Source organism: Arthrobacter sp. TJ-58 (genome assembly GCF_058269295.1).
Genome location: NZ_JBZCNM010000001.1, coordinates 345,410 through 368,557 on the forward strand (window position 1 = coordinate 345,410; position 23,148 = coordinate 368,557).

At 64.6% G+C, this 23,148-nt stretch carries 24 protein-coding genes; 19 read left to right on the forward strand and 5 right to left on the reverse strand.

Going from position 1 to position 23,148, the window contains the following annotated elements:
• Nucleotides 1-65 precede the first annotated feature (65 nt).
• Nucleotides 66-1,127 (forward strand): SPFH domain-containing protein, encoded by a 1,062-nt coding sequence (locus AC4D2W_RS01610; RefSeq protein ID WP_490925166.1) that lies wholly within the window; start codon nt 66-68, stop codon nt 1,125-1,127.
• A gap of 15 nt (nt 1,128-1,142) precedes the next feature.
• Here AC4D2W_RS01610 and AC4D2W_RS01615 read toward each other — a convergent pair whose 3' ends face one another.
• The 3 genes from AC4D2W_RS01615 to AC4D2W_RS01625 all read right to left on the reverse strand — a co-directional run bounded on the left by AC4D2W_RS01615 (nt 1,143) and on the right by AC4D2W_RS01625 (nt 3,482).
• Nucleotides 1,143-1,754 carry a malonic semialdehyde reductase gene (locus tag AC4D2W_RS01615; protein WP_490925167.1) on the reverse strand — a complete coding sequence of 204 codons (612 nt, stop codon included), beginning with the start codon at nt 1,752-1,754 and terminating at the stop codon, nt 1,143-1,145.
• Nucleotides 1,755-2,038: 284 nt separating this feature from the next.
• A complete protein-coding gene (locus AC4D2W_RS01620) occupies nt 2,039-2,611 on the reverse strand; it encodes a CarD family transcriptional regulator (RefSeq protein WP_490925168.1) in 573 nt (190 codons plus the stop codon).
• 154 nt (nt 2,612-2,765) lie between these two features.
• Nucleotides 2,766-3,482 carry a GntR family transcriptional regulator gene (locus tag AC4D2W_RS01625; RefSeq protein ID WP_490925169.1) on the reverse strand — a complete coding sequence of 239 codons (717 nt, stop codon included), beginning with the start codon at nt 3,480-3,482 and terminating at the stop codon, nt 2,766-2,768.
• Between the two features lie 146 nt (nt 3,483-3,628).
• Between AC4D2W_RS01625 and AC4D2W_RS01630 the strand changes: the two genes are divergently transcribed.
• The 10 genes from AC4D2W_RS01630 (at nt 3,629) to AC4D2W_RS01675 (ending at nt 13,492) form a co-directional block, all read left to right on the forward strand.
• Nucleotides 3,629-4,621: a sugar phosphate isomerase/epimerase family protein gene (locus tag AC4D2W_RS01630; protein WP_490925170.1), complete on the forward strand. Its 993-nt coding sequence runs from the start codon at nt 3,629-3,631 to the stop codon at nt 4,619-4,621.
• A 47-nt stretch (nt 4,622-4,668) separates the two neighbouring features.
• Nucleotides 4,669-6,444: a dihydroxyacetone kinase family protein gene (locus tag AC4D2W_RS01635; RefSeq protein ID WP_490925171.1), complete on the forward strand. Its 1,776-nt coding sequence runs from the start codon at nt 4,669-4,671 to the stop codon at nt 6,442-6,444.
• Complete coding sequence (locus AC4D2W_RS01640) at nt 6,441-6,929, forward strand: ribose-5-phosphate isomerase (RefSeq protein WP_490925172.1); 489 nt, start codon at nt 6,441-6,443, stop codon at nt 6,927-6,929. The genes AC4D2W_RS01635 and AC4D2W_RS01640 overlap by 4 nt, the downstream gene beginning before the upstream one ends.
• Before the next feature lie 56 nt (nt 6,930-6,985).
• Nucleotides 6,986-7,930: a 3-hydroxyacyl-CoA dehydrogenase family protein gene (locus AC4D2W_RS01645; RefSeq protein ID WP_490925994.1), complete on the forward strand. Its 945-nt coding sequence runs from the start codon at nt 6,986-6,988 to the stop codon at nt 7,928-7,930.
• Nucleotides 7,931-7,941: 11 nt separating this feature from the next.
• A complete protein-coding gene (locus AC4D2W_RS01650; protein ID WP_490925173.1) occupies nt 7,942-8,709 on the forward strand; it encodes an SDR family NAD(P)-dependent oxidoreductase in 768 nt (255 codons plus the stop codon).
• 11 nt (nt 8,710-8,720) lie between these two features.
• Nucleotides 8,721-8,846, forward strand: a complete 126-nt coding sequence (locus tag AC4D2W_RS01655; RefSeq protein WP_490925174.1) for a hypothetical protein — start codon at nt 8,721-8,723, stop codon at nt 8,844-8,846.
• Nucleotides 8,847-8,960: 114 nt separating this feature from the next.
• Entirely contained in the window at nt 8,961-10,313 is a 1,353-nt protein-coding gene (locus tag AC4D2W_RS01660; protein ID WP_490925175.1) for an MFS transporter, read from the forward strand.
• Nucleotides 10,314-10,317: 4 nt separating this feature from the next.
• Nucleotides 10,318-11,145: a triose-phosphate isomerase family protein gene (locus AC4D2W_RS01665; RefSeq protein ID WP_490925176.1), complete on the forward strand. Its 828-nt coding sequence runs from the start codon at nt 10,318-10,320 to the stop codon at nt 11,143-11,145.
• A gap of 143 nt (nt 11,146-11,288) precedes the next feature.
• Complete coding sequence (locus tag AC4D2W_RS01670; protein ID WP_490925177.1) at nt 11,289-13,034, forward strand: MDR family MFS transporter; 1,746 nt, start codon at nt 11,289-11,291, stop codon at nt 13,032-13,034.
• Nucleotides 13,031-13,492 carry a MarR family winged helix-turn-helix transcriptional regulator gene (locus AC4D2W_RS01675; protein ID WP_490925178.1) on the forward strand — a complete coding sequence of 154 codons (462 nt, stop codon included), beginning with the start codon at nt 13,031-13,033 and terminating at the stop codon, nt 13,490-13,492. Before AC4D2W_RS01670 ends, AC4D2W_RS01675 begins: the two co-directional genes overlap by 4 nt.
• A gap of 79 nt (nt 13,493-13,571) precedes the next feature.
• On the opposite strand, the gene AC4D2W_RS01680 is transcribed toward AC4D2W_RS01675, so the two are convergent.
• The gene (locus tag AC4D2W_RS01680; protein ID WP_490925179.1) at nt 13,572-13,850 is read right to left on the reverse strand and encodes a hypothetical protein; all 279 of its coding nucleotides are present in this window, start codon (nt 13,848-13,850) and stop codon (nt 13,572-13,574) included.
• Nucleotides 13,851-13,895: 45 nt separating this feature from the next.
• On the opposite strand from AC4D2W_RS01680, the gene AC4D2W_RS01685 reads away from it, so the two are divergent.
• Nucleotides 13,896-14,261 carry a VOC family protein gene (locus AC4D2W_RS01685; protein WP_490925180.1) on the forward strand — a complete coding sequence of 122 codons (366 nt, stop codon included), beginning with the start codon at nt 13,896-13,898 and terminating at the stop codon, nt 14,259-14,261.
• Nucleotides 14,262-14,270: 9 nt separating this feature from the next.
• Here AC4D2W_RS01685 and AC4D2W_RS01690 read toward each other — a convergent pair whose 3' ends face one another.
• Nucleotides 14,271-15,479 (reverse strand): globin domain-containing protein, encoded by a 1,209-nt coding sequence (locus AC4D2W_RS01690; protein WP_490925181.1) that lies wholly within the window; start codon nt 15,477-15,479, stop codon nt 14,271-14,273.
• Nucleotides 15,480-15,784: 305 nt separating this feature from the next.
• Between AC4D2W_RS01690 and AC4D2W_RS01695 the strand changes: the two genes are divergently transcribed.
• From AC4D2W_RS01695 to AC4D2W_RS01725, 7 genes are all read left to right on the forward strand, one after another.
• Complete coding sequence (locus AC4D2W_RS01695; RefSeq protein WP_490925182.1) at nt 15,785-16,459, forward strand: TetR/AcrR family transcriptional regulator; 675 nt, start codon at nt 15,785-15,787, stop codon at nt 16,457-16,459.
• Nucleotides 16,460-16,493: 34 nt separating this feature from the next.
• Nucleotides 16,494-17,291, forward strand: coding sequence for an enoyl-CoA hydratase-related protein (locus AC4D2W_RS01700; protein ID WP_490925183.1), 798 nt, complete (start codon nt 16,494-16,496; stop codon nt 17,289-17,291).
• A gap of 78 nt (nt 17,292-17,369) precedes the next feature.
• The gene (locus AC4D2W_RS01705) at nt 17,370-18,515 is read left to right on the forward strand and encodes an acyl-CoA dehydrogenase family protein (protein ID WP_490925184.1); all 1,146 of its coding nucleotides are present in this window, start codon (nt 17,370-17,372) and stop codon (nt 18,513-18,515) included.
• A 64-nt stretch (nt 18,516-18,579) separates the two neighbouring features.
• Entirely contained in the window at nt 18,580-19,326 is a 747-nt protein-coding gene (locus AC4D2W_RS01710; RefSeq protein ID WP_490925185.1) for an SDR family NAD(P)-dependent oxidoreductase, read from the forward strand.
• 89 nt (nt 19,327-19,415) lie between these two features.
• The gene (locus AC4D2W_RS01715) at nt 19,416-21,119 is read left to right on the forward strand and encodes an AMP-binding protein (protein WP_490925186.1); all 1,704 of its coding nucleotides are present in this window, start codon (nt 19,416-19,418) and stop codon (nt 21,117-21,119) included.
• Between the two features lie 56 nt (nt 21,120-21,175).
• Entirely contained in the window at nt 21,176-22,333 is a 1,158-nt protein-coding gene (locus AC4D2W_RS01720; RefSeq protein ID WP_490925995.1) for an acyl-CoA dehydrogenase family protein, read from the forward strand.
• 9 nt (nt 22,334-22,342) lie between these two features.
• On the forward strand, nt 22,343-23,119 hold the full coding sequence (locus AC4D2W_RS01725; protein ID WP_490925187.1) for an enoyl-CoA hydratase/isomerase family protein: 777 nt from the start codon (nt 22,343-22,345) through the stop codon (nt 23,117-23,119).
• Nucleotides 23,120-23,148: the final 29 nt, after the last annotated feature.

Sequence of the window (23,148 nt, forward strand, 5' to 3'; positions counted from 1 at the left end):
GAGATGCATCTTTCACCCCGTAGGGTCGCCTATGACAATTTCCGTGCCCTGAAAGTCGGTCTCCCTTGGCCATTGCCATTATTTCCGTAATCCTGTTTGTTGCCGGCCTGGTGATTTTGATGTCAGGCCTGGCGATGCGGCGGACTCCGGTGCCGTCTGCAGGCCGGAACAAACCTGCAGAAGCGGCGGGGACTGACCATGAGGCGTCATCCGGGGATCCGGAAAAGGAAAAGTCAGCTTCTGTTTCGAAGCCTTCTCCCAAAGCCAACCCGACAATCCCCATCAGCATTGGCATCGTCACCATTCTCATTTCGCTGGGGATTCTTGCTTCCGGCCTCTTCACCACGGTGAGCGCAAAGAATGCCGGCGTGCTGGTGGCTTTCGGCAAGGTGTCTGAGAAGACGCTCTCTCCGGGACTGCACACAAAGGCGCCGTGGCAAAAGGTCGTAGAAATTGACGGCACCATCCAGACGGACGACTACCGCGGTGAAGAATGCGTCGCCGTGCGCATCGGGGACGGTTCACAGGCATGCGTGTCCATCACCAACCGCTGGAACATCGTCGAGTCCGAGGCCGACCGGGTTTACAAGGATTTCAAATCGGACGACCCCACCCTTTCATTCCGGGATGCGGTGATCAGCACACAGCTGAAGGCGTCCCTGCAGAAAGCACTCAGCGACTACAACCCCGTTGCCCAGTTCAACAGTGCCGACAATGAGGCCTCATCCGCCGAGCTGTCCTTCTCTCCCGACTACGACGCCGTTTCCAAGGTTGTTGAGGAGGATATGAAGACCCGGCTCGGCGCCGAACCGATGGCAGAAATCCAGTCGATCACCATCTCCTACATGCAGCTTTCGGAGACCACGCAAAAGAAGCTGGACGATTACGTTGCCGCGATCGGGGAGACCCGGATCGCCGAACAGCGCAAGGCCACCGCCGAGGCACAGGCGGCGGCCAACAACACGCTGTCGACATCCGTGAGTGACAACCCGAATGTCCTGGTTTCGCGCTGCCTGGACACGCTCGCGGAATCAGTCGAGAAGGGATACCAGCTGCCCGCCGGTTTCTCCTGCTGGCCCGGCGGGGGCAGCGGCGTCGTTATCCCTGGTGCGTCGCCGGGCCAGTAACGCGGAACCGGGCGGCTAGAGCTCGGTGGTCGCCGTCGCGTAGTCCAGACGGGGCAGGCGCGGATGGCGCGGCTCTCCGGCCGGAACACCGATGTTCACGACCAGGAAAGACTGCCGGTCCTGGCCCTGGTGCAGATCGGCGTCGAGCCCGGCTGCGTCAAAGCCGCCCATGGGGCCGGCGGCGAGGCCGACTGCCCGTACTGCCAAGAGGAAGTAGCCGGCCTGCAGATGGGCATTGTTGTTGCCCATCACCGCACTCAGCTCCGGGTTGGCGGCAAAATCGGCGGCCCGCTCGGCGGCCGGGGGGAAAACCGTGGGGAAGTGCTCATGCCACGTGCGGTCAAAGCTCAGGACGGCGACCAGCGGAGCTGCAGCGGTCTTGGCCTGGTTGCCCGGGGCCATGTGCTTCACCAGGCGCTCACGGGCCTCGGGGGAGCGAACCCAGGTAATCCGCAGCGGCTGGATATTCATGGCCGTGGGACCCATTTTGGTGAGGTCATAAATGGCCTGCAGCTGGCTGTCCGTCACGGACTCGTCGCTGAATTCGGCGACCGTGCGGGCCTCGGCGAAGAGCTGGCCAAGGGCCGCCGGCTCCAGAGCTGATGATTGCAGAATGCTGTCGCTCATATGAGCAGACCTCCTGAATAGGTTTAGTTGATGTTTCAAGTAAACCAGCAGGGGTTCTGCTCCGGTTCATTATGAAGTGTGATCTTGCTCACTTTAGGAAACCGCAACCAGGCGGCGGAGAAGTCCGCGGTGATATTCGCGCAGGTGCAGCCGGCCACGTCATCCGTCAGTATCCGGATGCCGGGTTGGACACCACGACTGCGCCTGTCGGCAATCGTGGCGCCGGGGCGGGACGGCACCCGGCCATGCTGTGGATACGCCGCCGGCACACCGAACCGGAATTCTCAGGATGCTTCCGGTTCGGAGACAGCGTTCCACACGGAGTCGATCATGCCGGACGCCTCGAGTTCTGAAATTCCCAGCGCCAGCGAAACTTCGGTCAACAGCGGCCGGCGGGCATGCCGGAGCATTTCCCTTTCGGCCTGTGAGAGTCCGTGGGAGTTGCTGCGCAGCATCAGGTTGCGGACGACGGCGGCCAGCACCATGGGGTCCCCGGTGCCCAGCCGTTCGGTATTGTCCTTGAACCGCCGGGACCACTGCGTGTCCTCTTCGTCCGCCGGCGCCCGGAGCACGGAGAACAGGGCATCGAGTCCGGCCTGGTCCAGAACAGGCCGGAGGCCAACATGTTTCACTTGGTCCAGCGGAACCCAGACCAGCAGATGAGAGGACTGTATCTCAAGGACAATGCAGTCCTTGTGCAGGCGGGGATGGGTTTGGAAGGAGCTCACCACGGCCGGGCCGTGATGGGGATGGACTAGGATCTGACCCTTGGAAAATGGCAATTGAAACCTCCGGCAGAAGCAGAAGGCCGGCTCAACGCCCCGGATGTTCACTGCTTTCCGGGACGGTTGTTTCATCGGTTCACCGGTAGCGGCGGTGAATGGTCCTGAAAGCACGGGCACCGACAGAACCGAGGGGTGGAACCGCCTGCATCCGCGAGCCTGGCACGGTTTTTATTTTACCGTCCCGCGACCGCCTGTGCCGAGACCTCCGGCGCTGCGGAGCCCGGGATCAGTGGATTCCGTCGGCCGCGGCCGCGTCGGCAAGGGTCCGTGCTTTAACCTCGCGAATATGTTCCGCCATCGCTTCTGCGGCCCCATCCGGATCGCCGGCGCGCAGGGCATCAAGGATCGCCTGGTGTTCAGCAATTGCGAAGTCGGCGTCAGTGATCCCGACTCCGGAGAAAAGCTGAAACCGCTGCAGCTGCCCGCCCAAAGCGTTGTAGGCGGCAAATAGAAACTGGTTGCCCGCCTGGCCCGCAATGAGTTGGTGCAACCGCTGATCGGCATCCAGATAGTCGCGGAATTCAGTGAATGACGGGCCGCGCGGGGCACTTTTCAGGTCTTCAATGGACCGTTCAATCTCGGCGAGGGTTTCCGGCGTCAGACGGTTGCACGCGAGGCGTGCGTTTGCCGGCTCAATCACCAGCCGGGCCTCCATGAGCTGTGCAAAGTCGTCCGGCGTGAAAGCAGGAGCTACCCGGTATCCCTTCAGCGCAACCCGGCGGACCATGCCGGTGTGTTCCAGCCGGGCGAGGGCCTCACGCACCGGAGTCGGCGAAACCTCCATGTCCCTTGCGGTCCCGTCAATGCTCACCGCTGCACCGGGCTGGAGCCTGCCGTCCATGAGGCGTTCCACGAGGGCCTCGTAGACGTGATCGGCCAGGACCTGGCGGCTGACGGGTTGCTCAGCCGATGCTTCAGGAGCTCTGGAGGTGAGGCGTGTCATGGAAAAATCCTATAGGACCTCCCCGGCTCAGAATTACCCCGCCAAAATTCACTGCAGGCCTTCCGAAAACAGTTTCCATGTGATCTTGACAACAATCTCTCCCCGGCGAATCATATAGGAAACATGATTCCGTACAGGGGGACAGCGTGGTCTACACCGCCGAGAACTGGCCGATTACGGCAGCATTGCTTCAATTTCCGGGCACCGATGCCGAGGGAAGGGACATCAACGACGCCGACGCTTCCACTTGGGCGGACGTCCTGAGCGAGGTGAAAGACGCCGGTTTCGCGAACGCGGACCTGACGGACAGCTGGGTCCGGCCGGGGGATCTCAGCTCAAGCCGGCTTGCCGAATTCAAACAGACGGCCGACGACGTCGGGATCGGCATGCCCGTTATTTCGGCCATCCGCCGCAGCGTGCTGGATGAGGCCAACTGGCAGTCCAACCTCAGCTACAGCCACCGGACCCTTGATGCCGCCGCGGAACTGGGCTGCGAGGTGGTTTCCTTCGGCCTTCACCAGGCCCTGACCCCCAAGCAGCAGGACCAGCTGTGGTTCTGGACGGTGGAAGGCCACAAGGACCCCTCCAATGATCAGGAAGCATGGGACAGCGCCGTCTCGCGGCTCCGCGAGTTGGGCAGGCACGCTGCGGAGGCAGGCATCCTCATGTCACTTGAAATGTACGAGGACACCTATCTCGGAACGGCGGATTCCTCCGTCCGCCTGGTTGAGGAAATCGGCCTCGCCAACGTCGGGCTCAACCCGGACGTCGGAAACCTCATCCGCCTCCACCGGCCCGTCGAGGACTGGAAGTACGTACTGGCTCAAACCCTGCCGTACGCCAACTACTGGCACGTAAAGAACTACATCCGTGATGAGGATGTTACCCGGAACAGCTTCGTCGCCATGCCCGCACCAATGGAAAGCGGACTCATTAACTACCGCGAGGCATTCAAGATGGCCCTCGCCGCGGGGTACCAGGGCATCATCTGCACCGAACACTACGGCGGAGACGGCCTGTCAGTGACAGCGTCCAACCAGGACTACCTGCGGCGCCAGGTCCTGCCGAAGACGGAGGGCTATGCCCTTGGCCGCAGCCGCGTGGCCCAGGGGCGGCAGCAGCCGGCCCTGCCCGCCTGAGCCGCCCGCCCCTCCCGCCCAATCCCGCTCAGACTCGATGAGGAGCCATGACCAAACTTTTTGACAATCCAGCGGATTTCGCTGAAGAGGCCCTGGACGGTTTTGTCGCCGCCCACCGCAACTACGTTGCCCGGGTGGACGGCGGCGTTGTCCGGGCCACCGAAGTGCCGGACGGGCAGGTTGCCGTGGTCATAGGCGGCGGCTCAGGCCATTACCCCGCCTTTGCCGGGCTGGTGGGGCCCGGGCTGGCAACCGGTTCGGCCTGCGGCAACATGTTTGCTTCCCCCTCCGCCGGACAGGTGTACCGCGTGGCCAAAGCTGCAAGCGCCGGCGGCGGGGTCCTGTTCAGCTACGGCAACTACGCCGGCGACGTGCTGCACTTTGACCAAGCCCAGCAGCGTCTGAATGCCGAAGGCATCGAGACGCGGACCGTCACCGTGACGGACGACATCGCCAGCGCCTCGGAGGACCAGCTTGCCCAGCGCCGGGGCATCGCCGGCGATCTGGCGGTGTTTAAAATTGCCGGAGCCGCGGCCGAAGCAGGCATGAGCCTGGCCGAGGTGGAACGCCTGGCCGTCAAAGCCAACCACCGGACCCGGTCCCTGGGCGTGGCTTTTGACGGCTGCACCCTGCCCGGCGCCGCTGACCCCCTGTTCCACGTTCCCGCCGGGCAGATGTCGCTGGGCCTGGGCATTCACGGGGAGCCCGGGATTTCCGAGCACGCCATGCCCACGGCATCCGAACTGGCAGAGCTTTTGGTCAGCCGTCTTCTGGCAGACCGGCCCGCCGAGGGTGCCGACCGGGTGGTGGCCATCCTCAACGGCCTGGGCACGGTCAAGTATGAGGAGCTCTTCCTGCTGTTCGGAAAGATGGAACGCCTGCTGACCGCTGCCGGGCTCACCGTGGTGGAGCCTGAATGCGGAGAACTCGTCACCAGCCTGGACATGTCCGGGCTGTCCCTGACCCTGCTGTGGCTTGACGATGAACTGGAACAGCTTTGGGCGTCCCCAGCGAACACTCCTGCATTCCGCAAAGGAAACATCAACGCCCACGCGCGGCGCACCGACGTCGCCGGGGATGCGGTGCAGGCGGAGGAGATACAAGAGGCGGGAACTACCGCGGCCGCGGAACTGAGCCGCGGCGCTGCCGCCGTGCTGGCGCGGATCCGGGACGCCGTCGCGGACCATGAGGAGGAACTGGGCAGCCTCGACGCGGTGGCGGGCGACGGCGACCACGGCATCGGCATGCGGCGCGGCGTCGAGGCGGCAGTTACTGCCGCCGAACAGAAGGCCGCGGAAGGCAGCTCGGTGGAGCACGCCCTCTTGGCCGCGGGCGAGGCCTGGAGCGAACGCGGCGGAGGAACCTCGGGGGCACTGTGGGGCGCCGGCCTGAACGCCGCGGGCGTGGCCCTGGGCAACCGGAACTCCTATGGCAGGGAGGATGCGATTGCAGCCGCGGACGCCTTCACCGACGCCGTCACCACCCTGGGTCAAGCAGATCCCGGCGACAAGACCATGGTGGACGCCATGCTGCCGTTTCAGGATGCCCTCCGGAGCGGGCTGGCGGACGGAAGCACCCTGGACGCGGCCCTGGTCTCGGCCGCGGCTGCCGCTTCCCGGGCCGCAGCGAAGACAGCAGAGCTCCGCCCCCTCAAAGGACGGGCCCGCCCGTTGGCCGAAAAAAGCATCGGTCATCCGGATCCCGGCGCCGTGTCCTTCGCCCTCATCACCGAGGCGCTCGCCAACTGCATTGCGTCGATCCGGGATTCCGGAACGGCTAACCGCGAACCGGCTGCAACAGCCGGAAAAGGAGCTGACTCATGAGCGACACGGCAAAGTGGCGCATCGTCATCGGCAACGACTCTGCCGGCTTTGAGTACAAGGAAGCCCTGAAGTCGCTGCTTGAATCAAACGCCAATGTGGTCTCGGTACTGGATATCGGGGTGCAGGACAGCGGTTCCACGGCATACCCGCACGTGGCCGTGGAAGCCGCACGCATGGTTGCCGCCGGAGAGGCGGACCGGGCGCTGCTGATCTGCGGCACGGGCCTGGGCATGGCCATATCAGCCAACAAGGTCCCCGGCATCCGTGCCGTCACCGCCCATGACAGCTACTCCGTGGAGCGTTCCGTTCTGAGCAACAATGCCCAGGTGCTGACCCTGGGGCAGCGGGTCATTGGACAGGAACTGGCCAAAAAGCTCGTGGGGGAGTGGCTGCAGTACAGCTTTGACGAAAGTTCCTCCTCGGCCGCCAAGGTCGACGCGATCAGCTCTTACGAATCCGAACCAACGAAAGCAGCACAGCCGTGAACACCTTCGAAAACCGCGACGCCGAAGCGTCGGCAACCCGTCCGCCGTCGGCCGCCCTGGAAATCGCAGTGGTCGGTTCCGGCTACATGGGAGGCGGCATCGCCCAGGTCCTGGCCCTTGGCGGGGCCCGCGTGGCCCTGGCGGATGTCTCCGCGGCAGTTGCACAGGCCAGCTACGAGCGGCTGCTGGCGGAATCGGACCAGTTTGTGGCGGACGGTCTTTTTCCGGACGGTGCCACTGAAATCCTGAAACAGAATCTCTGGGCGGCCAGCACCATCGAGGACGCTGTGGCAGCTGCCGATTTCATCGAGGAGGCCGTGCCGGAAGTTCTCTCGATAAAGCATGAGACCCTTGCCCGCATCAGCGCAGCTGCACGCCCGGACGCCATCATCGGCTCGAACACGTCAACCATTTCCATTGCGGAGCTCTCTGAGCCGGTGATCAATCCCGAACGCTTCCTCGGAGTGCACTTCTCCAACCCGTCACCGTTCATTCCCGGCGTCGAGATCATTCCGCACGCCGGCACCTCCGCCGCCACCGTGGCAACAGTCCGGAACCTGGTCCACGCCGCCAACAAGCAGACCGCCGTGGTCAAGGATGTCACCGGATTTGTGCTGAACAGGCTCCAGTACGCATTGTTCCATGAAGCCGCGCAGCTGGTGGAACAGGGCATTGCCTCGCCCGACGACGTCGACACCCTTGTGCGCACCACGTTCGGGTTCCGGCTGCCCTTCTTTGGGCCCTTTGCCATAGCTGACATGGCCGGGCTGGATGTGTACAACTTCTGTTACAAATCGCTCCAAAAGGAATTCCCCGAGCGCTTCGCCACCCCCAAAATCCTCAGCGATCTTGTGGAGGCAGGAAAGCTGGGAACCAAGACCGGTGCAGGATTCCTGAACGTGCCGGCGGAACGGACACCCGAGCTGATTGCCTACCGCAACAAGGCATACGTGGCCATGCAGAAACTGCTCGACGACCTGGGTCCCGCACCCATCAGCTAGAGGAGAATCCCGTGACCGCGTTTCCCCTGGAACGAACTGCCATTGTTACCGGTGCCGTCTCCGAGCGGGGCATTGGACGCGCGACCATCAACTATCTGGCCGCGCAGGGCTGGAATGTCGGCATTATTGACCTGGATGATGCACGGTGCCGGGCAGCGGCCAAGGACATTGCAGCCTCCTACGGGGTCCAGGCCGCGGGCGCGGGTGCGGATGTTTCGGACGAGACCTCCGTCCGTGCCGCCATTGATGAGCTGGAAGCTGCCCTTCCGCAGATTGTGGCGCTGGCCAATGTTGCCGGTGTCAGCTCACCCGTTCCCTATCTTGAACTGGATACCGCCGAATGGGACCGCGTGCTGGGCATCAATCTGAACGGAGTCCATTACGCCACCCGGCGCACCGCCGAGTCCATGGCCCGGGACGGCGTGGGGCGCATTGTGAACATTTCCTCGGTCTCCGCCCAGCGCGGGGGAGGAACCTTCTCCAAAACGCCTTACTCGGTGGCGAAGGCCGGAGTGATCGGTCTGACCCGGGCCACGGCCCGTGAGCTGGGCGGATTCAACATCACCGTCAACGCCATCTCCCCGGGACCCATCGATACGGACATCATGGGCGGAACGCTCAGTGCGGAACGCAAGGAAGAACTCACCCGGGACCTCGTGGTGAACCGCATCGGTTCTCCGCGCGACATCGCCGCAGCCATCGCCTTCCTCATCAGCGAGGATGCCGGTTACATCTCCGGCCAAACGCTGAATGTGGACGGCGGACTCTACATGCATTAGGAAGGACGCCCATGCCCCAGCACCCAACACCGGGCGGAACCGGGATCCGCTCCTGGACCCGGGCTCGGAAGATCTACCTGGCCGTAGGCGTCGTCGCCTGTCTGCTGGGGATCCTGCTCATGGCTTACCCGCGCTAAGACGCCTGCACTTCGCACCACGCACCCCACGCACCCCACTTACTTACTCACTCACTCACCGCATCACCCGCATGCAGCAGTTTGCCCGGCTGTCCTACTCAATGAGGAGTTCACTTGTCTGCCGCCAGCACCTCAACACAAAAGCTCTTGGATTCGCCCGTGCTCAAATCCGCGATCCGAAAGTCCTCCTTCCGGCTCATGCCGATGCTCGTCATCCTGTACGTCGTGGCTTTCCTGGACCGGACCAACGTGGGCTTCGCTGAGGCGGCCCTTGAAGTGGACCGCGGCATCACGGCCGGCGCCTACGCCCTGGGCGCGGGGATCTTCTTTATCGGCTACGCCCTGTTCGAGATTCCCAGCAACTTGCTGCTGACCAAGTTCGGCGCAAAGGTGTGGCTGGCGCGCATCGCCATCACCTGGGGGATCGTCTCGGCCTCCTTTGCCTTTGTGCAGGGGGAAACCTCGTTCATTGTGCTCCGGTTCCTGCTCGGTGTGACGGAGGCCGGACTTTTCCCCGGCGTCATCATGTTCCTTGCGGCATGGTTCCCGAACAAGGTCCGCGTCAAAATGTTCGCCATCTTCTACCTGGCCCAGCCTTTCTCGCAGATGCTGGGTGCACCGCTCTCCGGCTGGCTGCTTAACATCGGCGACCGGATGCCCGGCGTCGAGGGCTGGCAGGTCATGTTCTTCGTGGAAGGCTCGCTCGCCATCCTGGCCGGCATCGCGGCGTTCATGTTCCTGATCAACAGCCCGCAGGATGCCAAGTTCCTTGAGAGCGAAGAGAAGAAGGCTCTCCTGGACGTCATGGCGCTTGAGGACACCGTCAAAGAAGAAGCCGGACCCCGCGGCGTCGTCGCTGCCATGAAGAACGGCCGCGTCTGGTACTTCACGGTCATTTATTTTTGCCTCCAGATTGCCGTCTACGGCGTCACTTTCTACCTCCCCCAACAGGTGGCCCAGCTGACGGGACAAAAGGTTGGCCTTGCCGTGGGCCTGCTGACCGCCATTCCGTGGTTCTTCGGCATCTTCGCGTGCTTCCTGATCGGCCGTGCGGCCAACACGATTGTCCGCCGCCGTGTCTGGGGCACCGGGTTGTTCCTCTCCACCGGGTTGTGCATCTTCGGCTCGGCCTGGGCGGGTGCAAACCAGCAGCCGGTGCTGGGCATTCTGTTCATCACGCTTGCGGTCTGCAGCTTCCTGGCCATCGGCCCCATCGCCTGGTCCTACCCCACGGCCTTCCTGACGGGAACCGCCGCGGCCGCCGGAATCGGCCTCATCAACTCGCTGGGAAACCTCGGCGGCTTCGTGGCTCCGATCCTGCGCACCTCGGTCAACGAATGGGCGGCCTCGGACACGGGCACGATGGGTGTCTACGCACTCGGCGTCCTGCCGTTCCTCGGTGCAGTCATGATGTTTGCCACCAAGAAATTCCATACCAAGGCCGATGACCTGCTCCCCCGGAAGTAAGGGCATGCCCTTGGCTGCCGCTGCGGATGCCGGTGGTGCCGCCGGCAAGGTTCAATATGTGGGCGTCAGCACCAAGATGTATCTGGGCTACAGGGAGAGCCTGCGGTGGCTGAAGGAAGTGCGCGAAGAAATAGACGCCCGCCCGGCACTGTGCGCCGGGCGGGTGGTCCCTTTCGTCATTCCTTCCTTCCCCGTGCTCCCCGCTGCCGCCGAGATCCTGGCCGGTTCACCGGCTGTGCTCGGCGCGCAGAACTGCGGCTGGTCGGACGGGGCCTGGACCGGAGAAGTGTCACCGGGAATGCTGGCTGAGCTGAACGTCCGGTTTGTCGAAATCGGGCACGCCGAACGGCGGAAGCACTTTGGCGAAGACGCCGCCATGATTGCCCGCAAGGTTCGGGCGGCCGACGGCGCCGGCGTCGTTCCGCTGCTGTGCGTGGGGGAGGAGCGCCAAAGTGATGCAGGCGAAGCCGCACAGGACCTCTTTGGGCAGATTTCCTCCGCCGTGGGGAACAACTGGGCCCTGGCCTCCAGGGTCCTCATTGCCTACGAACCGGTGTGGGCCATCGGCGCAGCCGAACCCGCCGCGGCACAGCATGTTTCCGCTGTGGCGGCACTGCTCCGGCAGCGTTTGGCCGGAGCCGGCGTCGAGCACGCTTCGCTCATCTACGGCGGGTCGGCAAAGCCGGGGCTGTTGCCGCAGCTGGCGGGCGTGGACGGACTGTTCCTGGGACGCTTTGCCCACCGCGCCGAGAACTTTGGAACCGTGCTGGATGAAGCGCTGGGCGCGGCAGATTCCGGACCGCCAAGTGTCCCTCACCACAAAATTAGTTGACTAAGGGCAATCACTTATATAGTTGATATTAATCAACTACCAGCAGGAGCCCGATGTCCCCCGAAGAACGTCCCCCAATCGCAACGTCCAAAAAGGATTCCAAAGCCAAGGCGCCTCAACGGACCGCCTCGCCGGACGGCAGCATGACGCACAAGCAGGTGCTGGAATCCCTGTCCGGCCTGCTGCTTGGCATGTTTGTTTCGATCCTTGCCGGCACAGTGGTTTCCACTTCGCTGCCGCTGATCATCTCCGATCTGGACGGCAACCAGTCCGCCTACACCTGGGTGGTCACGGGAACGCTTCTGGCAACCACCGTTTCCACTCCGCTGTGGGGCAAGTTTGCAGACCTCTTCAACCGCAAGCTGCTCATCCAGCTCGCGCTCGGAATCTTTGTGCTGGGTTCGGCACTGGCCGGTTTCTCGCAGGACACCAACACGCTGATCACCTTCCGCGTGCTCCAGGGCCTGGGTGCCGGCGGCCTGGCCGCCCTGAGCCAAATCATCATGGCGGACATTATCAGCCCGCGTGACCGGGGCAAGTACGCCGGTCTCTTCGGTGCCGTCATGGCCGTGGGAACTGTCGGCGGACCGCTTCTGGGCGGCGTCGTCACCGATGCCTTCGGCTGGCGCTGGAACTTCTTCATCGCCCTGCCCGTGGCCGTTGCCGCGATTATCCTGCTGCAGCTCACCCTGCACCTGCCCAAGCACGCCAAGCGCAAGGTCCACATTGACTACTTGGGTGCTGTCCTGATCGCCGGCGGCGTTTCGCTGCTGATGATCTGGGTAACACTGGCAGGCAACCAGTTCGGCTGGATGTCCCTGGCTTCCTTCCTGATGGTCGCCGGTTCCGCCGTACTTCTGGCCGCCGCCGTCCTGGTGGAGTTCAAGTCCCCGGAACCGATCATTCCGCTCTCCATGTTCAAGAACCGCACGTTCACGCTCGCCGTGGTGGCCAGCATCTCCGTGGGCGTGTCCATGTTCGGAACCTCCGTGTTCCTGGCCCAGTACATGCAGCTTGCCCGCGGCGCCACGCCCACCCAGTCCGGTCTGCTGACCATCCCCATGATGGCCGGTCTGCTGATTGCCTCCACTTTGTTCGGTACGATCATCAGCCGCACCGGCAAGTGGAAGGCCATCATGATTTCCGGCGGCGTCCTGACCGTTGCCGGAACCCTGCTGCTGAGCACCCTGGCGTATGACACCAACCTGGTCCTGGTGGGCATCTACATGGCCGTTCTCGGCGCCGGCCTCGGCATGCTCATGCAGAACCTGGTCCTCGTGGTCCAGAACTCGATTGAGGTGAAGAACCTTGGCGTCGCCACCAGCGCCGTCACCTTCTTCCGCAGCCTCGGCGGTACCGTCGGCGTCTCCGTGCTCGGCTCCGTGCTGGGTACGATCGTTTCCTCGCAGATCAAGGACGGCATCACCGCGCTGGCTCCGGCCGATCAGGCTGCGGCTGCCGCCGCCCTGGGCAGCGGAACCATCCCCAAGGTCTCGCAGCTGCCGGACGCCATTGCCGTCCTGGTGGAGAGCGCCTACGGCGTGGGCGTCGGTTCCGTCTTCCTGTACAGCGTGCCGCTGGCCGTCATCACCCTCATTGCCGTGATCTTCCTTCCCAACGCCAAGCTGGGGCAGCAGAACGCCGTGCAGCTGAAGAGTGCTGCGGCCACGAAGGCCTCCGCGGAAACATCCGCGGCAAGCCAAATCCCCGCTGCGGCAACCGCTGCCGCTGCGCCTGAGGCAGACGCTGCTCCCCGGAAGGGGCCCCGGCACCGTGCCGATGTTTCCCCCGCGCAGCTTGCCCTGGCTGAGGCAGCCACCGGGGCCGTGGCCCTGGTGGATCCGATCTCTCCGGTCGGGATTGCCCAAGAGGAAACCAGCTCCAAGTGACACCGCAGGATACGAGCCGGGCCGCAGCCCTGCGGGAGGTGGAAGAGAATATCCGTCTGCTGGCTGAAAGCGTGCGCGCCAGCATGCGCGACGCTGCCAAAGGCATCGACCCGGCTCTGTCCCTGTTCGGACTGAAGGTGCTGCAGCTGCTCAAACGGACGGGTTCGCTGCACTCCGGAGCGGTGGCGGAACACCTGATGGTGGACAAGAGCGTCATCAGCCGGCAATCACGCCAGCTGGAAGAACTGGGCCTCATTGAGGTGCTGCCCGATCCCCGGGACGGGCGTGCACGTCTGCTGGTTCTGACAGCTGCCGCTGATGAACGTGTGGCGGCGGTGCAAACCGGAGTCATGCTGGACCGCGATGTGCTGAACTCCTGGTCGGCGGAAGAACTCCGCGACTTTGCCGGGTACCTGGCCCGTTTGGGCCCGCGAAACGATCTGGCGGACGCGGTCTAACCGCACTTCGCAAAAAAACAAGCCGGACCCCTCGGGGTCCGGCTTGTTTTTGTTTTGCGCTTGTCTGGTATCCGCTTTTCTAGGCCACGCCTGCCGGGCCGCTGTCCGCCGGGCCGGAGGCCTTCTGCGTCCTCTTCCGGCTCCGGGCCGAGAGCATGGAAAACGCAGTGCTCAGCACAAAGAACTCGCTGACGAACCCCAGGGGGCCGGCAGGCAGGGGAGCAAACTGGTGGTAGAGCACCAGCGCGGACACCATGAGGATCAATGGATGCAGGCGGAGGATCCACTCGGCCGGTATCTCACGGGGCCAGGGAAAAAATCCTTCTTCGGCAGCGGTGTCGGCGCGGGAATTCTTCATGGCTCCATCTTGCCAGACTTCACCCGCCGCCCTATGGTTCCTGCCATGGCTATCGCTCGCTATCCCAACACCGTCATCGACTGCCCCGACGCCGTCGCCCTTGCCACCTTCTACGGCGCCCTCCTTGACTGGAAGGTGAGCCTGCATCAGGACTACGCCGGCTGGGCCGAGATCACCGATGCCACCGGCCAGCGCTTCAGTTTTCAGCAGGTGGAAAATTACTCGCCTCCGGTCTGGCCGGACCAGGACATTCCGCAGCAGATGCACATCGACGTGGATGTTGATGACCTGGATGAGGCCGAGTCAGCAGTGCTGCAGCTTGGTGCCACCAAACATCCGCACCAGCGCGGCACAAGCTTCCGGGTCTTTTTGGATCCGGCCGGACACCCGTTCTGCCTGTGCCAGGGCTGACGCCCGGATTTACTGGAAGTCGGCGAGCCAGAGGTCGGGGCCGAAGACCTCGTACTGGATGTCGCGGGAGGGAACTCCGCGGGCAATGAGTGCGCTGCGGACGGACTGCATAAAGACCAGCGGCCCGCACAGGTAATACTGGGCGTCCGCCGGCAGATCGATGGTGCTGACGTCCATGCGTCCCACCAGATCCCCGTCTACTGACTGCGTGGGCACACCGGGCGCGGAAAACCAGGTCAGCATGGAAGCGTCAGCCAGCTTGGCGAGGTCGTCGCGGACCTGTGCGCGCAGGGCGAAGGTGTCGGCTGAGCGGTCGGCGTGCAGCAGACGCACCGGCCGGGAAGAGCCCGACTGGACCAGGTGCGAGAGCATGCCGGCCATCGGGGTGATGCCGATGCCGGCGCTGGCGAACACCACCGGGCGGTCGTTTTGGGCCAGCACCACGTCGCCGGCCGGCGATGAAAGCACGAGCTCGTCGCCCACCTGCACTGCTGTGTGCAGCAGGTTTGAAACCTCGCCGTCCGGGGTGGCTCCGCCGTGGACGCGCTTGACTGAGAACTGGCGGTGCCGGCCGTCGTCGGCGCGGGTGAGGCTGTACTGGCGCGGCTGGTGGACACCGTCCGGGAGCAGGACCTTCACCGTGATGTAGTGGCCCGGCAGCGACGGAGCAACCGGCCCGTCATCGAGCGGTTCCACCACAAAGGTCACTACGTCCTCGGTTTCCGAGATTTTCTGCGCCACGCGCCAGTTCCGCCAGACCGTATCCGGGCCCAGGCCCAGGGCGTCATACATGGTCCGTTCGGAGTTGATCAGCACATTGGCCATCAGCCAGTACACCTCATCCCAGGCTGCAGCGACCTCCGCGGTCACGGCGTCGCCGAGGACATCCACGATGGCCCACATCAGGTGGTCGTGGACTGTCTGGTACTGGTCCGGGGCCAAACCAAGGGAGACGTGCTTGTGGGCAATGCGCGAGAGCATGCGGTCCGGCAGCTCGTTGGGCGTATTGACCAGGTGGCTCGCAAACGCCGCCACGGAACCGGCAAGGGCCTGCTGCTGCCGGCCGTCGGCCTGGTTGCCGCGGTTGAACAGCCCGTCCATCAGCTCAGGGCGGTCCGCAAACATATGAGCGTAGAAGCGCTTGGCAATCTCGCCAATGTTCTGCCCGACCACGGGCAGCGTGGCTTCAATGACGGGGCGGGATGTATCGGAAAGCATGAGGTCTCTTTCGTAGCGGGGCGAACGGCGATGCATCCCACACTAGACCCATTTCTACGTTCTGTAGAAAAGACTCCCGGCGGGCTGGGTGCGCCAGCGGGTGTTGTCCGGAAGCGGGAGAAAACAGCGGGCCGGACCCCTTGACACCGGCCGGATATGAACATAGTCTCAGTCAAAATGAACCAATATTCATTTTTTAGGAATATCTGTTCATTCTTTTCCGACAGGTTGTCCACAGGACTCATCCGTACCGGGCCTGCTCGGGCCGGGCCCGGTACGCTCACTTAGTTTCGAAGGATTGATTCATGGCTCCCCAGCTTTCCGTGACACCCGGAGATCCCGGCGCAGCAGCCCGTGCCGCGCGCACCAACGTGCGTGAGCAGCAGCTGCTGGCGGCCGCCGCCCGGCTTATGGAACGCGACGGCTCCCATGCGGTCTCCATGCAGGCGCTGGCTGAGGAAGCCTCTGTCAGTGTGGGGCTCATCTACCGGTACTTCGACAACAAGCAGGACCTGCTCCTGGCCGTCATCGTGCAGGTCCTGGACGCCTTCGCCGCGGAGGTCCCGCAGGCATTGCAGGCTGCCGGAGAGGACCCGGTTGAACGTGTCGCTGCGGCCTTTGCCGCCTATTGCACGGTGATTGACGAGCACCGGCATGCCGCAGTGCTGTCCTACCGGGAGTCCAAAACCCTGGGCGAGGAAGGCCGGCGCCGGATCAAGGACCTGGAGATTGAAACCTCCGGGCCGCTTCGCCTGGCCGTGCAGGACGCCGTGGACGCGGGCCGGTTCGTCCCCACCGACGTCGACCTCTTCGCCTACAACCTGCTGCTGCTGGCCCACTCCTGGGCCCTGAAGCACTGGTACTTCGAACGCTCCCTCACCTTCTCCGCGTATGTCCGCAAGCAGACCGCGCTGGCGCTCAGCGCCGTCGTCGCCCCGGAATACCGGAGCGAGTATGCCCACCTGCTTGACCCCTCCTAACCTCCACCCCTCAGCACAGCCGAAAGGTACCAACATGCAGCAGTTTGAAGACATCACCTACGAAGTGGACGCCGCCACGGCCGTCATCACGATCAACCGGCCGCACCGCTACAACGCCTTCCGCGGCCAGACCGTGGAGGAACTGATTAAGGCCTTCAAAACGGCCTGGGCGGACCGCGACGTGCAGGCCGTCATCCTCACCGGCGCCGGCCAGAAGGCCTTCTGCACCGGCGGCGACGTCAAGCAGCGGGCCGAAACCGGCGACTACGGGCCCACCGAATCCGGCATGTTTGAGATCGGCTACCTGCACAAGGTCATCCGCGACATTCCCAAGCCCGTCATCGCGGCCGTCAACGGCGTCGCCATCGGCGGCGGACACGTCCTGCATGTGCTGTGCGACCTCTCGATTGCCGCCGACAACGCCACCTTCGGCCAGGCCGGACCGCGCGTGGGCTCCTTCGACGCCGGCTTCGGCTCCGCCTACCTTGCTCGCGTGGTCGGCGAAAAGCGCGCCCGGGAGATGTGGTTCCTGTGCCGCCAGTACGACGCCGTGACGGCCGAACGCTGGGGACTGGTCAACGCCGTGGTCCCCGCCGACCGGCTGCTGGACGAGGCCAAGGCCTGGGCTGCCGACATTGCCGAGAAGAGTCCGACGGCGCTGCGCTTCCTCAAGCAGTCCTTCAATGCGGACACCGACCACCAAGCGGGGCTGAGCAACATGGCCATGACCGCCCTGGATCTGTTCACCGCCTCCCCGGAGGGCCAGGAGGGCGCCGCCGCGTTCGCCGAGAAGCGCAAGCCCGACTTCAACCGGCACGTTCTCTCACACTAGCCCGCCCGCCCTGCCCGGCACGCCCGGCGGCGACACCCGGCCCCCACAGTCAGTACCCGGATCGACAAGGACGTCACCATGGATTTCTCGCTAACCGACCAGCAGCTGGAGTATCAGGCTTCGGCCGCCCGCTACGCGGAGAAAATAGCCCCCGACTACAAACAGCGTGAAAAGGACGGCTTCGTTTCGGCCGACCTGCGCCGGGAAATGGGTTCGCTGGGCCTGATCGCCCCCGAGCTTCCCATGGAGCTGGGCGGCCGCGGACTGGACCGGCTGACCTCCGGGCTGATCGTGGAACAGATTGCCCGCGGAGACTTCAACGTCTCCTACGTCCAGGTGGTTGGTTCCCTGGTGGGCCAGATCCTGGCCCAGAACGCCCGCCCCGAAATCGCCGCCGCGTGGGTGCCGCGCATCTGCAGCGGCGAATCGATCGTCGCGATCGGGCTGTCTGAGCCGGAGGCCGGTTCCGACGCCGGAATGCCGCGCCTGACCGCGCAGCGCCGGGATGGCGGCTGGGTGCTCAACGGCACCAAGTCCATGTCCTTCAACCAGTCCGCCGACGCCGTGGTGGTCTTCGCCAAGACGGATCCGGAGAGCGGCCGCGGCCGGGGGATCAGCGCCTTTATCGTTCCGCTGGATGCCGACGGCGTCACCCGCGAGCGCTTCGAGGACATGGGAACCACCGCTGTCGGCCGCGGCGCCGGTCATTTCAAGGACACATGGATTCCGGAAAACCACCTGCTCGGCGAGGAAGGCCAGGGCTTCACCCAGGTCATGAAGGGCTTCGACTTCAGCCGCGCCCTGATCGGCCTGCAGTGCCTGGCCGTCGCCAAGGTGACGGTGGATGAAACCTGGGAGTACGTCTCCCACCGCCAGGCCTTCGACCAGCCGCTGAGCAAGTTCCAGGGCGTGTCCTTTCCGCTGGCAGAGTCCGAGACCCTGATCGCTGCGGCCCAGCTGCTCTGCTATCAGACGCTCTGGCTCAAGGATCAAGGCCTACCGCACACCTCGCAGGCGGCCATGTGCAAGTGGTGGGCACCCAAGGTGGCGTTCGACGTCGTCAAGGACTGCCTGCTGCTGCACGGCCAGTTCGGCTACAAAACCGACCGGCCGATCGAACAGCGGCTGCGCGACGTCCTGGGCCTGCAGATCGGCGACGGGACCGCACAGATCATGAAGATGATCATTGCCCGCCAGGCCGTCGGCCGCGAGTTCGCACCCTGATCCGCACAGCACCGCAGCCTCAGCCGCACCGCCAAACCATTCCACGATTGCAAGGAAGCACACCATGGGAAAACTGAACTCGAAGATTGCCGTTGTCACCGGAGCCGGAAGCGGGATCGGCCGGGCCATCGCCGAACAGCTGGCGGCCGAGGGCGCCACCGTAGTCGTCAGCGACATCAACGCTGACAGTGCCAAGGAAACGGCCGCGGCACTGGGCAACAACTCCGTCGGCCTGCGGGTGGACGTCACTTCCCGAGAATCGGTCGATGAAATGGTCGAAGCCGTCACCGGGGAGTTCGGCCGGATCGACATCCTGGTCAACAACGCCGGCTGGGACAAGGTGGAACCGTTCCTGGACAGCAAAATCAGCGACTGGGACCGCGTCATTGCCATCAACCTCTACGGCACCCTGCACTGCAGCCAGGCGGTTTTGAAGGTCATGGCCGATCAGGGCTCGGGATCGGTCATCAACATCGGCTCCGATGCCGGCCGTGTCGGTTCCTCCGGCGAAGCGGTGTACTCCGCGGCCAAAGGCGGCGTCGTCGCGCTCTCCAAGACGCTGGCCCGCGAAATGGCCCGCAGCAACGTGAACGTCAACTGCGTCTGCCCCGGCCCGGCGGACACCCCTCTCTTCGCCGGCATCAGCGAGGAAAACCCCAAACTGCGCCAGGCACTGGAACGGGCCATTCCCATGCGTCGGCTGGCGCAGCCCTCCGACCTCGCCGCCGCCGTCGTCTTCTTCGCCTCCGATGAGGCCTCCTACATCACCGGCCAGACGCTGTCCGTCAGCGGCGGCCTCACCATGAGCTAAAAACGGCACCACCCCGCCCCACCCGAGCTCCACCCCCCCCGCTAACCCAGGCTCCACCTCCCTCAACGATGAGCTAAGGAACCACCCAGATGACCTTCGACATGCTCCTGACCCAGGACACTATCGATGCCTACACCGCCCAGGGCCTGTGGCGGAACAAAACCCTCACCGACTATTTGGACGACGCAGTCGCCGCCACCCCCGCCAAGGTCTCCACCGTGGACCCCCGGGGAAGCATCACCTACGCCGAGCTCGGCGAGAAGGTCCAACGCTGCGCGCTGGGGCTGCTGGAACTGGGCATCGCCCCCGGCGATGTTATTTCCGTCCAGCTGCCCAACTGGCACGAATGGCTGGTCATCCATCTGGCGGCGGTGCGCATCGGTGCCGTCACCAATCCGCTGATCGCCATTTACCGCGACCGGGAGGTCGGGTACATGATGAAGCGGGCCGGCTCCAAGCTGCTCGTGGTGCCGCAGCAGTTCCGCAAATTCGACTACCCGGCGATGGTGCGGCGACTGGCCCCGGAGCTGCCCGGGCTGGAGCAAGTGCTGGTGGTCGGCGCGGATCCTGCCTCCGGCAACGACGACGGATTCCTCTCCTGGGAAACGTTCATGGACACCCCGTGGGAGGAGCGGCGCGACCCCGCCGGGCTGGAGGCGCTGCGTCCGGACCCCAACTCCCTGGCCGTCATGATCTTCACCTCGGGCACCACCGGCGAGCCCAAGGGCGTCATGCACACCCACAACACCCTGGTGGCGGGCAGCCTGCCCTGGCCGGACAAGCTCGGGATGGACCGCGACGCCGTCATCCACATGGCTTCCACCTTTGCCCACCTCACCGGTTACCTCTACGGGGTGTCCCTGCCGCTGCAGCTGGGCGCCACGGTGATCCTGCAGGATGTCTGGAACGCGGAGGAGTTCGTGGAGCTAGTGGAACAACACGGCATCCAGCACACCTCCGGCGCCACACCGTTCCTTCATGACCTGCTGGAAGCGAAGAACCTCGCCGACCATGACACCTCCTCCCTGGCGCGGTTCTGCTGCATGGGTGCGCCGATTCCGCGGTCCATGATTGCCGGGGCGAAGCAGCGGCTGCCGCAGCTGAGTGTCTTCGGCGGCTGGGGACAGACCGAATGCTGTCTGGTGACGATGGGTCATCCCTCCGACCCGCAGGACAAGATTATTAACAGTGACGGGCGTGCGCTGGCCGGAATGCAGGTCCGGGTCCTGGACCTCGACGGGTCCGAGGCCGCGCCCGCGGATGAGGGGCGCCTGCAGGTCAAGGGACCGTTCCTGTTCCAGGGCTATGCCGGGCGCCTCGAGCAGACCCGCTCGGAGTTCGAGGGCGACTGGTTCGACACCGGCGACCTCGCCACCCTCGACGAGGAGGGGTATCTGCGCATTGCCGGCCGGACCAAGGACGTCATCATCCGCGGCGGCGAGAACATTCCGGTGGCCTACGTGGAAAACGCCCTCTACGAACACCCCAAGGTCGACGCCGTCGCCCTGGTTTCCATTCCCCACGCCAGGCTGCAGGAAACCGCCTGCGCCGCGTTTGTGCTGAAGGAGGGGGAAACCTCGCTGACGCTGGCCGAAATCCAGGCGTTCCTCGCGGCCAAGGGCGTGGCCAAGCCCTACTGGCCCGAGCGGGTGGAAGTCGTGCCGGACTTCCCCCGGACCCCCAGCGGCAAGATTCAGAAGTTCCAGCTGCGGGAGCGCTTTGCTGCTGCGGTTGCCGAGGCAGCTCCTGCTGCCGTCCAGCCAACCCCCGCCCCTGTAGGAGAAACCCTGTGAGCGCCGTACATTCCGCACCCAACGCCAATCCGTCCGCAAGCGAAGCCCCCGATCCGCTGGCCGCTTCCGATGTGCTCAACCTGGACGGACTGCTGACCGCGCAGGAACTTCAGCTGCGCGAGAACGTCCGCGGTTTCGTCCGCGACCGGATCAAGCCCAACATCAAGGCCTGGTACGAGGACGCCCACTTCCCGGTGGAGATCGCCCGCGAAATGGGAGAGCTGGGCCTGCTGGGCATGCACCTGCAGGGCTACGGCTGTCCCGGCCGCAGCGCGGTGGAATACGGCATCGCCGCGATGGAACTGGAAGCCGGTGATTCCGGGCTGCGCACGTTCGTCTCCGTCCAGGGATCCCTGGCGATGAGCGCCATCCACAAGTGGGGGTCCGAGGAGCAGAAAAACACGTACCTGCCGGGGATGGCGAAGGGCGAAATCATTGGCTGCTTCGGGCTGACCGAGCCCACCGCCGGCTCGGACCCGTCCAGCATGCAGACCACGGCAGTGCGCGACGGCGACGGCTGGGTCCTGAACGGCGCCAAGCGCTGGATCGGGCTGGCCTCCATCGCCCAGATCGCCGTGATCTGGGCAGCCACCGACGAGGGTGTTCGCGGCTTCCTGGTTCCCACCGACACTCCGGGGTTCACCGCGGTGCCGATCGAGCCGAAGCTGTCCATGCGTGCCTCCATCCAGTGCGACCTCACCTTCGAGGATGTCCGGCTGCCGGAAAGCGCCCGGCTCCCGGATGCCAAGGGCCTGCGCGGGCCGTTCTCCTGCCTGAACGAGGCCCGCTACGGCATCATCTGGGGATCCATGGGTGCAGCCCGCGACAGCTATGAGGAAGCACTGAAGTACTCCCTGCAGCGGATGCAGTTCGACAAGCCCCTGGCGGCGTACCAGCTGACCCAGGAGAAGCTCGTCAACATGCTGCTGGAAATCCAGAAGGGCACCCTGCTGGCCATCCACACCGGACGGATGAAGGACGCCGGCACCCTGCAGCCGGTGCAGATCTCCGTGGGCAAGCTCAACAACTGCCGCGAAGCAATCGCCATCTGCCGGGAGGCCCGCACCATCCTGGGCGGCAACGGCATCACCCTGGATTACTCACCCCTGCGGCACGCGAACAACCTGGAATCAGTACGCACCTACGAAGGCACCGACGAGGTGCACACCCTGATCCTGGGCCAGCACATCACCGGTTCGCCGGCGTTCCGGTAGGGGGCGGACATGGAATACACCACCATCCTCGCCGAGGTCAGCAACCGGCTGGGCACCATCACCGTCAACCGCCCGGAAGCCCGCAACGCACTGAGCAAAACCGTGCTGCGGGAAATCCGGGCCGCGCTGGAGGACTTCGCCGTCCGGGATGACGTGGGCGCTGTGGTCTTTACCGGGGCAGGGGAGAAAGCCTTCATCGCCGGCGCCGACATCACCCAGCTGGTCGACTACACCCTCGCCGACGGGCTCGCGTCCGATATGCAGCGGCTGTATGACTACATCGAGGATTACGAGTTGCCCACCATCGCTGCGGTCAACGGCTTCGCGCTGGGCGGCGGCAACGAACTGGCAATGTCCTGCGACATCCGCATCGCCGCCGAAAGCGCCCGGTTCGGGCTGCCCGAAACCACCCTCGGAGTACTGCCCGGCGCCGGCGGCACGCAGCGCCTGACCCGCCTGGTGGGCAAGGGCCGCGCCGTGGAACTGATCCTCACCGGCCGGATCTTCGGCGCCCGGGAAGCCAAGGAGATCGGCCTGGTCACCGACGTCGTCCCCGACGCCGGACTGCTGGACGCCGCCCGCACGCTCGCCGAGCAGATCATGGCCAAGGGCCCGCTGGCGGTCCGGCTGGCCAAACTGGTCATCAAGACCGGCGCCGAAACCGACCAGCGCACCGGATTGGTCATTGAACGCCTGGCCCAGTCCCTGCTCTACACCACCGCCGACAAGCGCGAAGGCGCCCGGGCCTTCATTGAAAAGCGCCCGGCTGAATTCCAGGGACAGTGAGCCCGGTGCACGCCGCAGAAGGAGAACAA

Excerpts from the sequence above, each read along its gene's own strand:
- AC4D2W_RS01615 (WP_490925167.1), bottom strand. The coding sequence starts at position 1,754 with ATGAGCGACAGCATTCTGCAATCATCAGCTCTGGAGCCGGCGGCCCTT.
- AC4D2W_RS01620 (WP_490925168.1), bottom strand. The coding sequence starts at position 2,611 with ATGAAACAACCGTCCCGGAAAGCAGTGAACATCCGGGGCGTTGAGCCG.
- AC4D2W_RS01625 (WP_490925169.1), bottom strand. The coding sequence starts at position 3,482 with ATGACACGCCTCACCTCCAGAGCTCCTGAAGCATCGGCTGAGCAACCC.
- AC4D2W_RS01635 (WP_490925171.1), top strand. The coding sequence starts at position 4,669 with ATGACCAAACTTTTTGACAATCCAGCGGATTTCGCTGAAGAGGCCCTG.
- AC4D2W_RS01640 (WP_490925172.1), top strand. The coding sequence starts at position 6,441 with ATGAGCGACACGGCAAAGTGGCGCATCGTCATCGGCAACGACTCTGCC.
- AC4D2W_RS01655 (WP_490925174.1), top strand. The coding sequence starts at position 8,721 with ATGCCCCAGCACCCAACACCGGGCGGAACCGGGATCCGCTCCTGGACC.
- AC4D2W_RS01665 (WP_490925176.1), top strand. The coding sequence starts at position 10,318 with ATGCCCTTGGCTGCCGCTGCGGATGCCGGTGGTGCCGCCGGCAAGGTT.
- AC4D2W_RS01670 (WP_490925177.1), top strand. The coding sequence starts at position 11,289 with ATGACGCACAAGCAGGTGCTGGAATCCCTGTCCGGCCTGCTGCTTGGC.
- AC4D2W_RS01680 (WP_490925179.1), bottom strand. The coding sequence starts at position 13,850 with ATGAAGAATTCCCGCGCCGACACCGCTGCCGAAGAAGGATTTTTTCCC.
- AC4D2W_RS01685 (WP_490925180.1), top strand. The coding sequence starts at position 13,896 with ATGGCTATCGCTCGCTATCCCAACACCGTCATCGACTGCCCCGACGCC.
- AC4D2W_RS01690 (WP_490925181.1), bottom strand. The coding sequence starts at position 15,479 with ATGCTTTCCGATACATCCCGCCCCGTCATTGAAGCCACGCTGCCCGTG.
- AC4D2W_RS01695 (WP_490925182.1), top strand. The coding sequence starts at position 15,785 with ATGGCTCCCCAGCTTTCCGTGACACCCGGAGATCCCGGCGCAGCAGCC.
- AC4D2W_RS01700 (WP_490925183.1), top strand. The coding sequence starts at position 16,494 with ATGCAGCAGTTTGAAGACATCACCTACGAAGTGGACGCCGCCACGGCC.
- AC4D2W_RS01705 (WP_490925184.1), top strand. The coding sequence starts at position 17,370 with ATGGATTTCTCGCTAACCGACCAGCAGCTGGAGTATCAGGCTTCGGCC.
- AC4D2W_RS01710 (WP_490925185.1), top strand. The coding sequence starts at position 18,580 with ATGGGAAAACTGAACTCGAAGATTGCCGTTGTCACCGGAGCCGGAAGC.
- AC4D2W_RS01715 (WP_490925186.1), top strand. The coding sequence starts at position 19,416 with ATGACCTTCGACATGCTCCTGACCCAGGACACTATCGATGCCTACACC.
- AC4D2W_RS01725 (WP_490925187.1), top strand. The coding sequence starts at position 22,343 with ATGGAATACACCACCATCCTCGCCGAGGTCAGCAACCGGCTGGGCACC.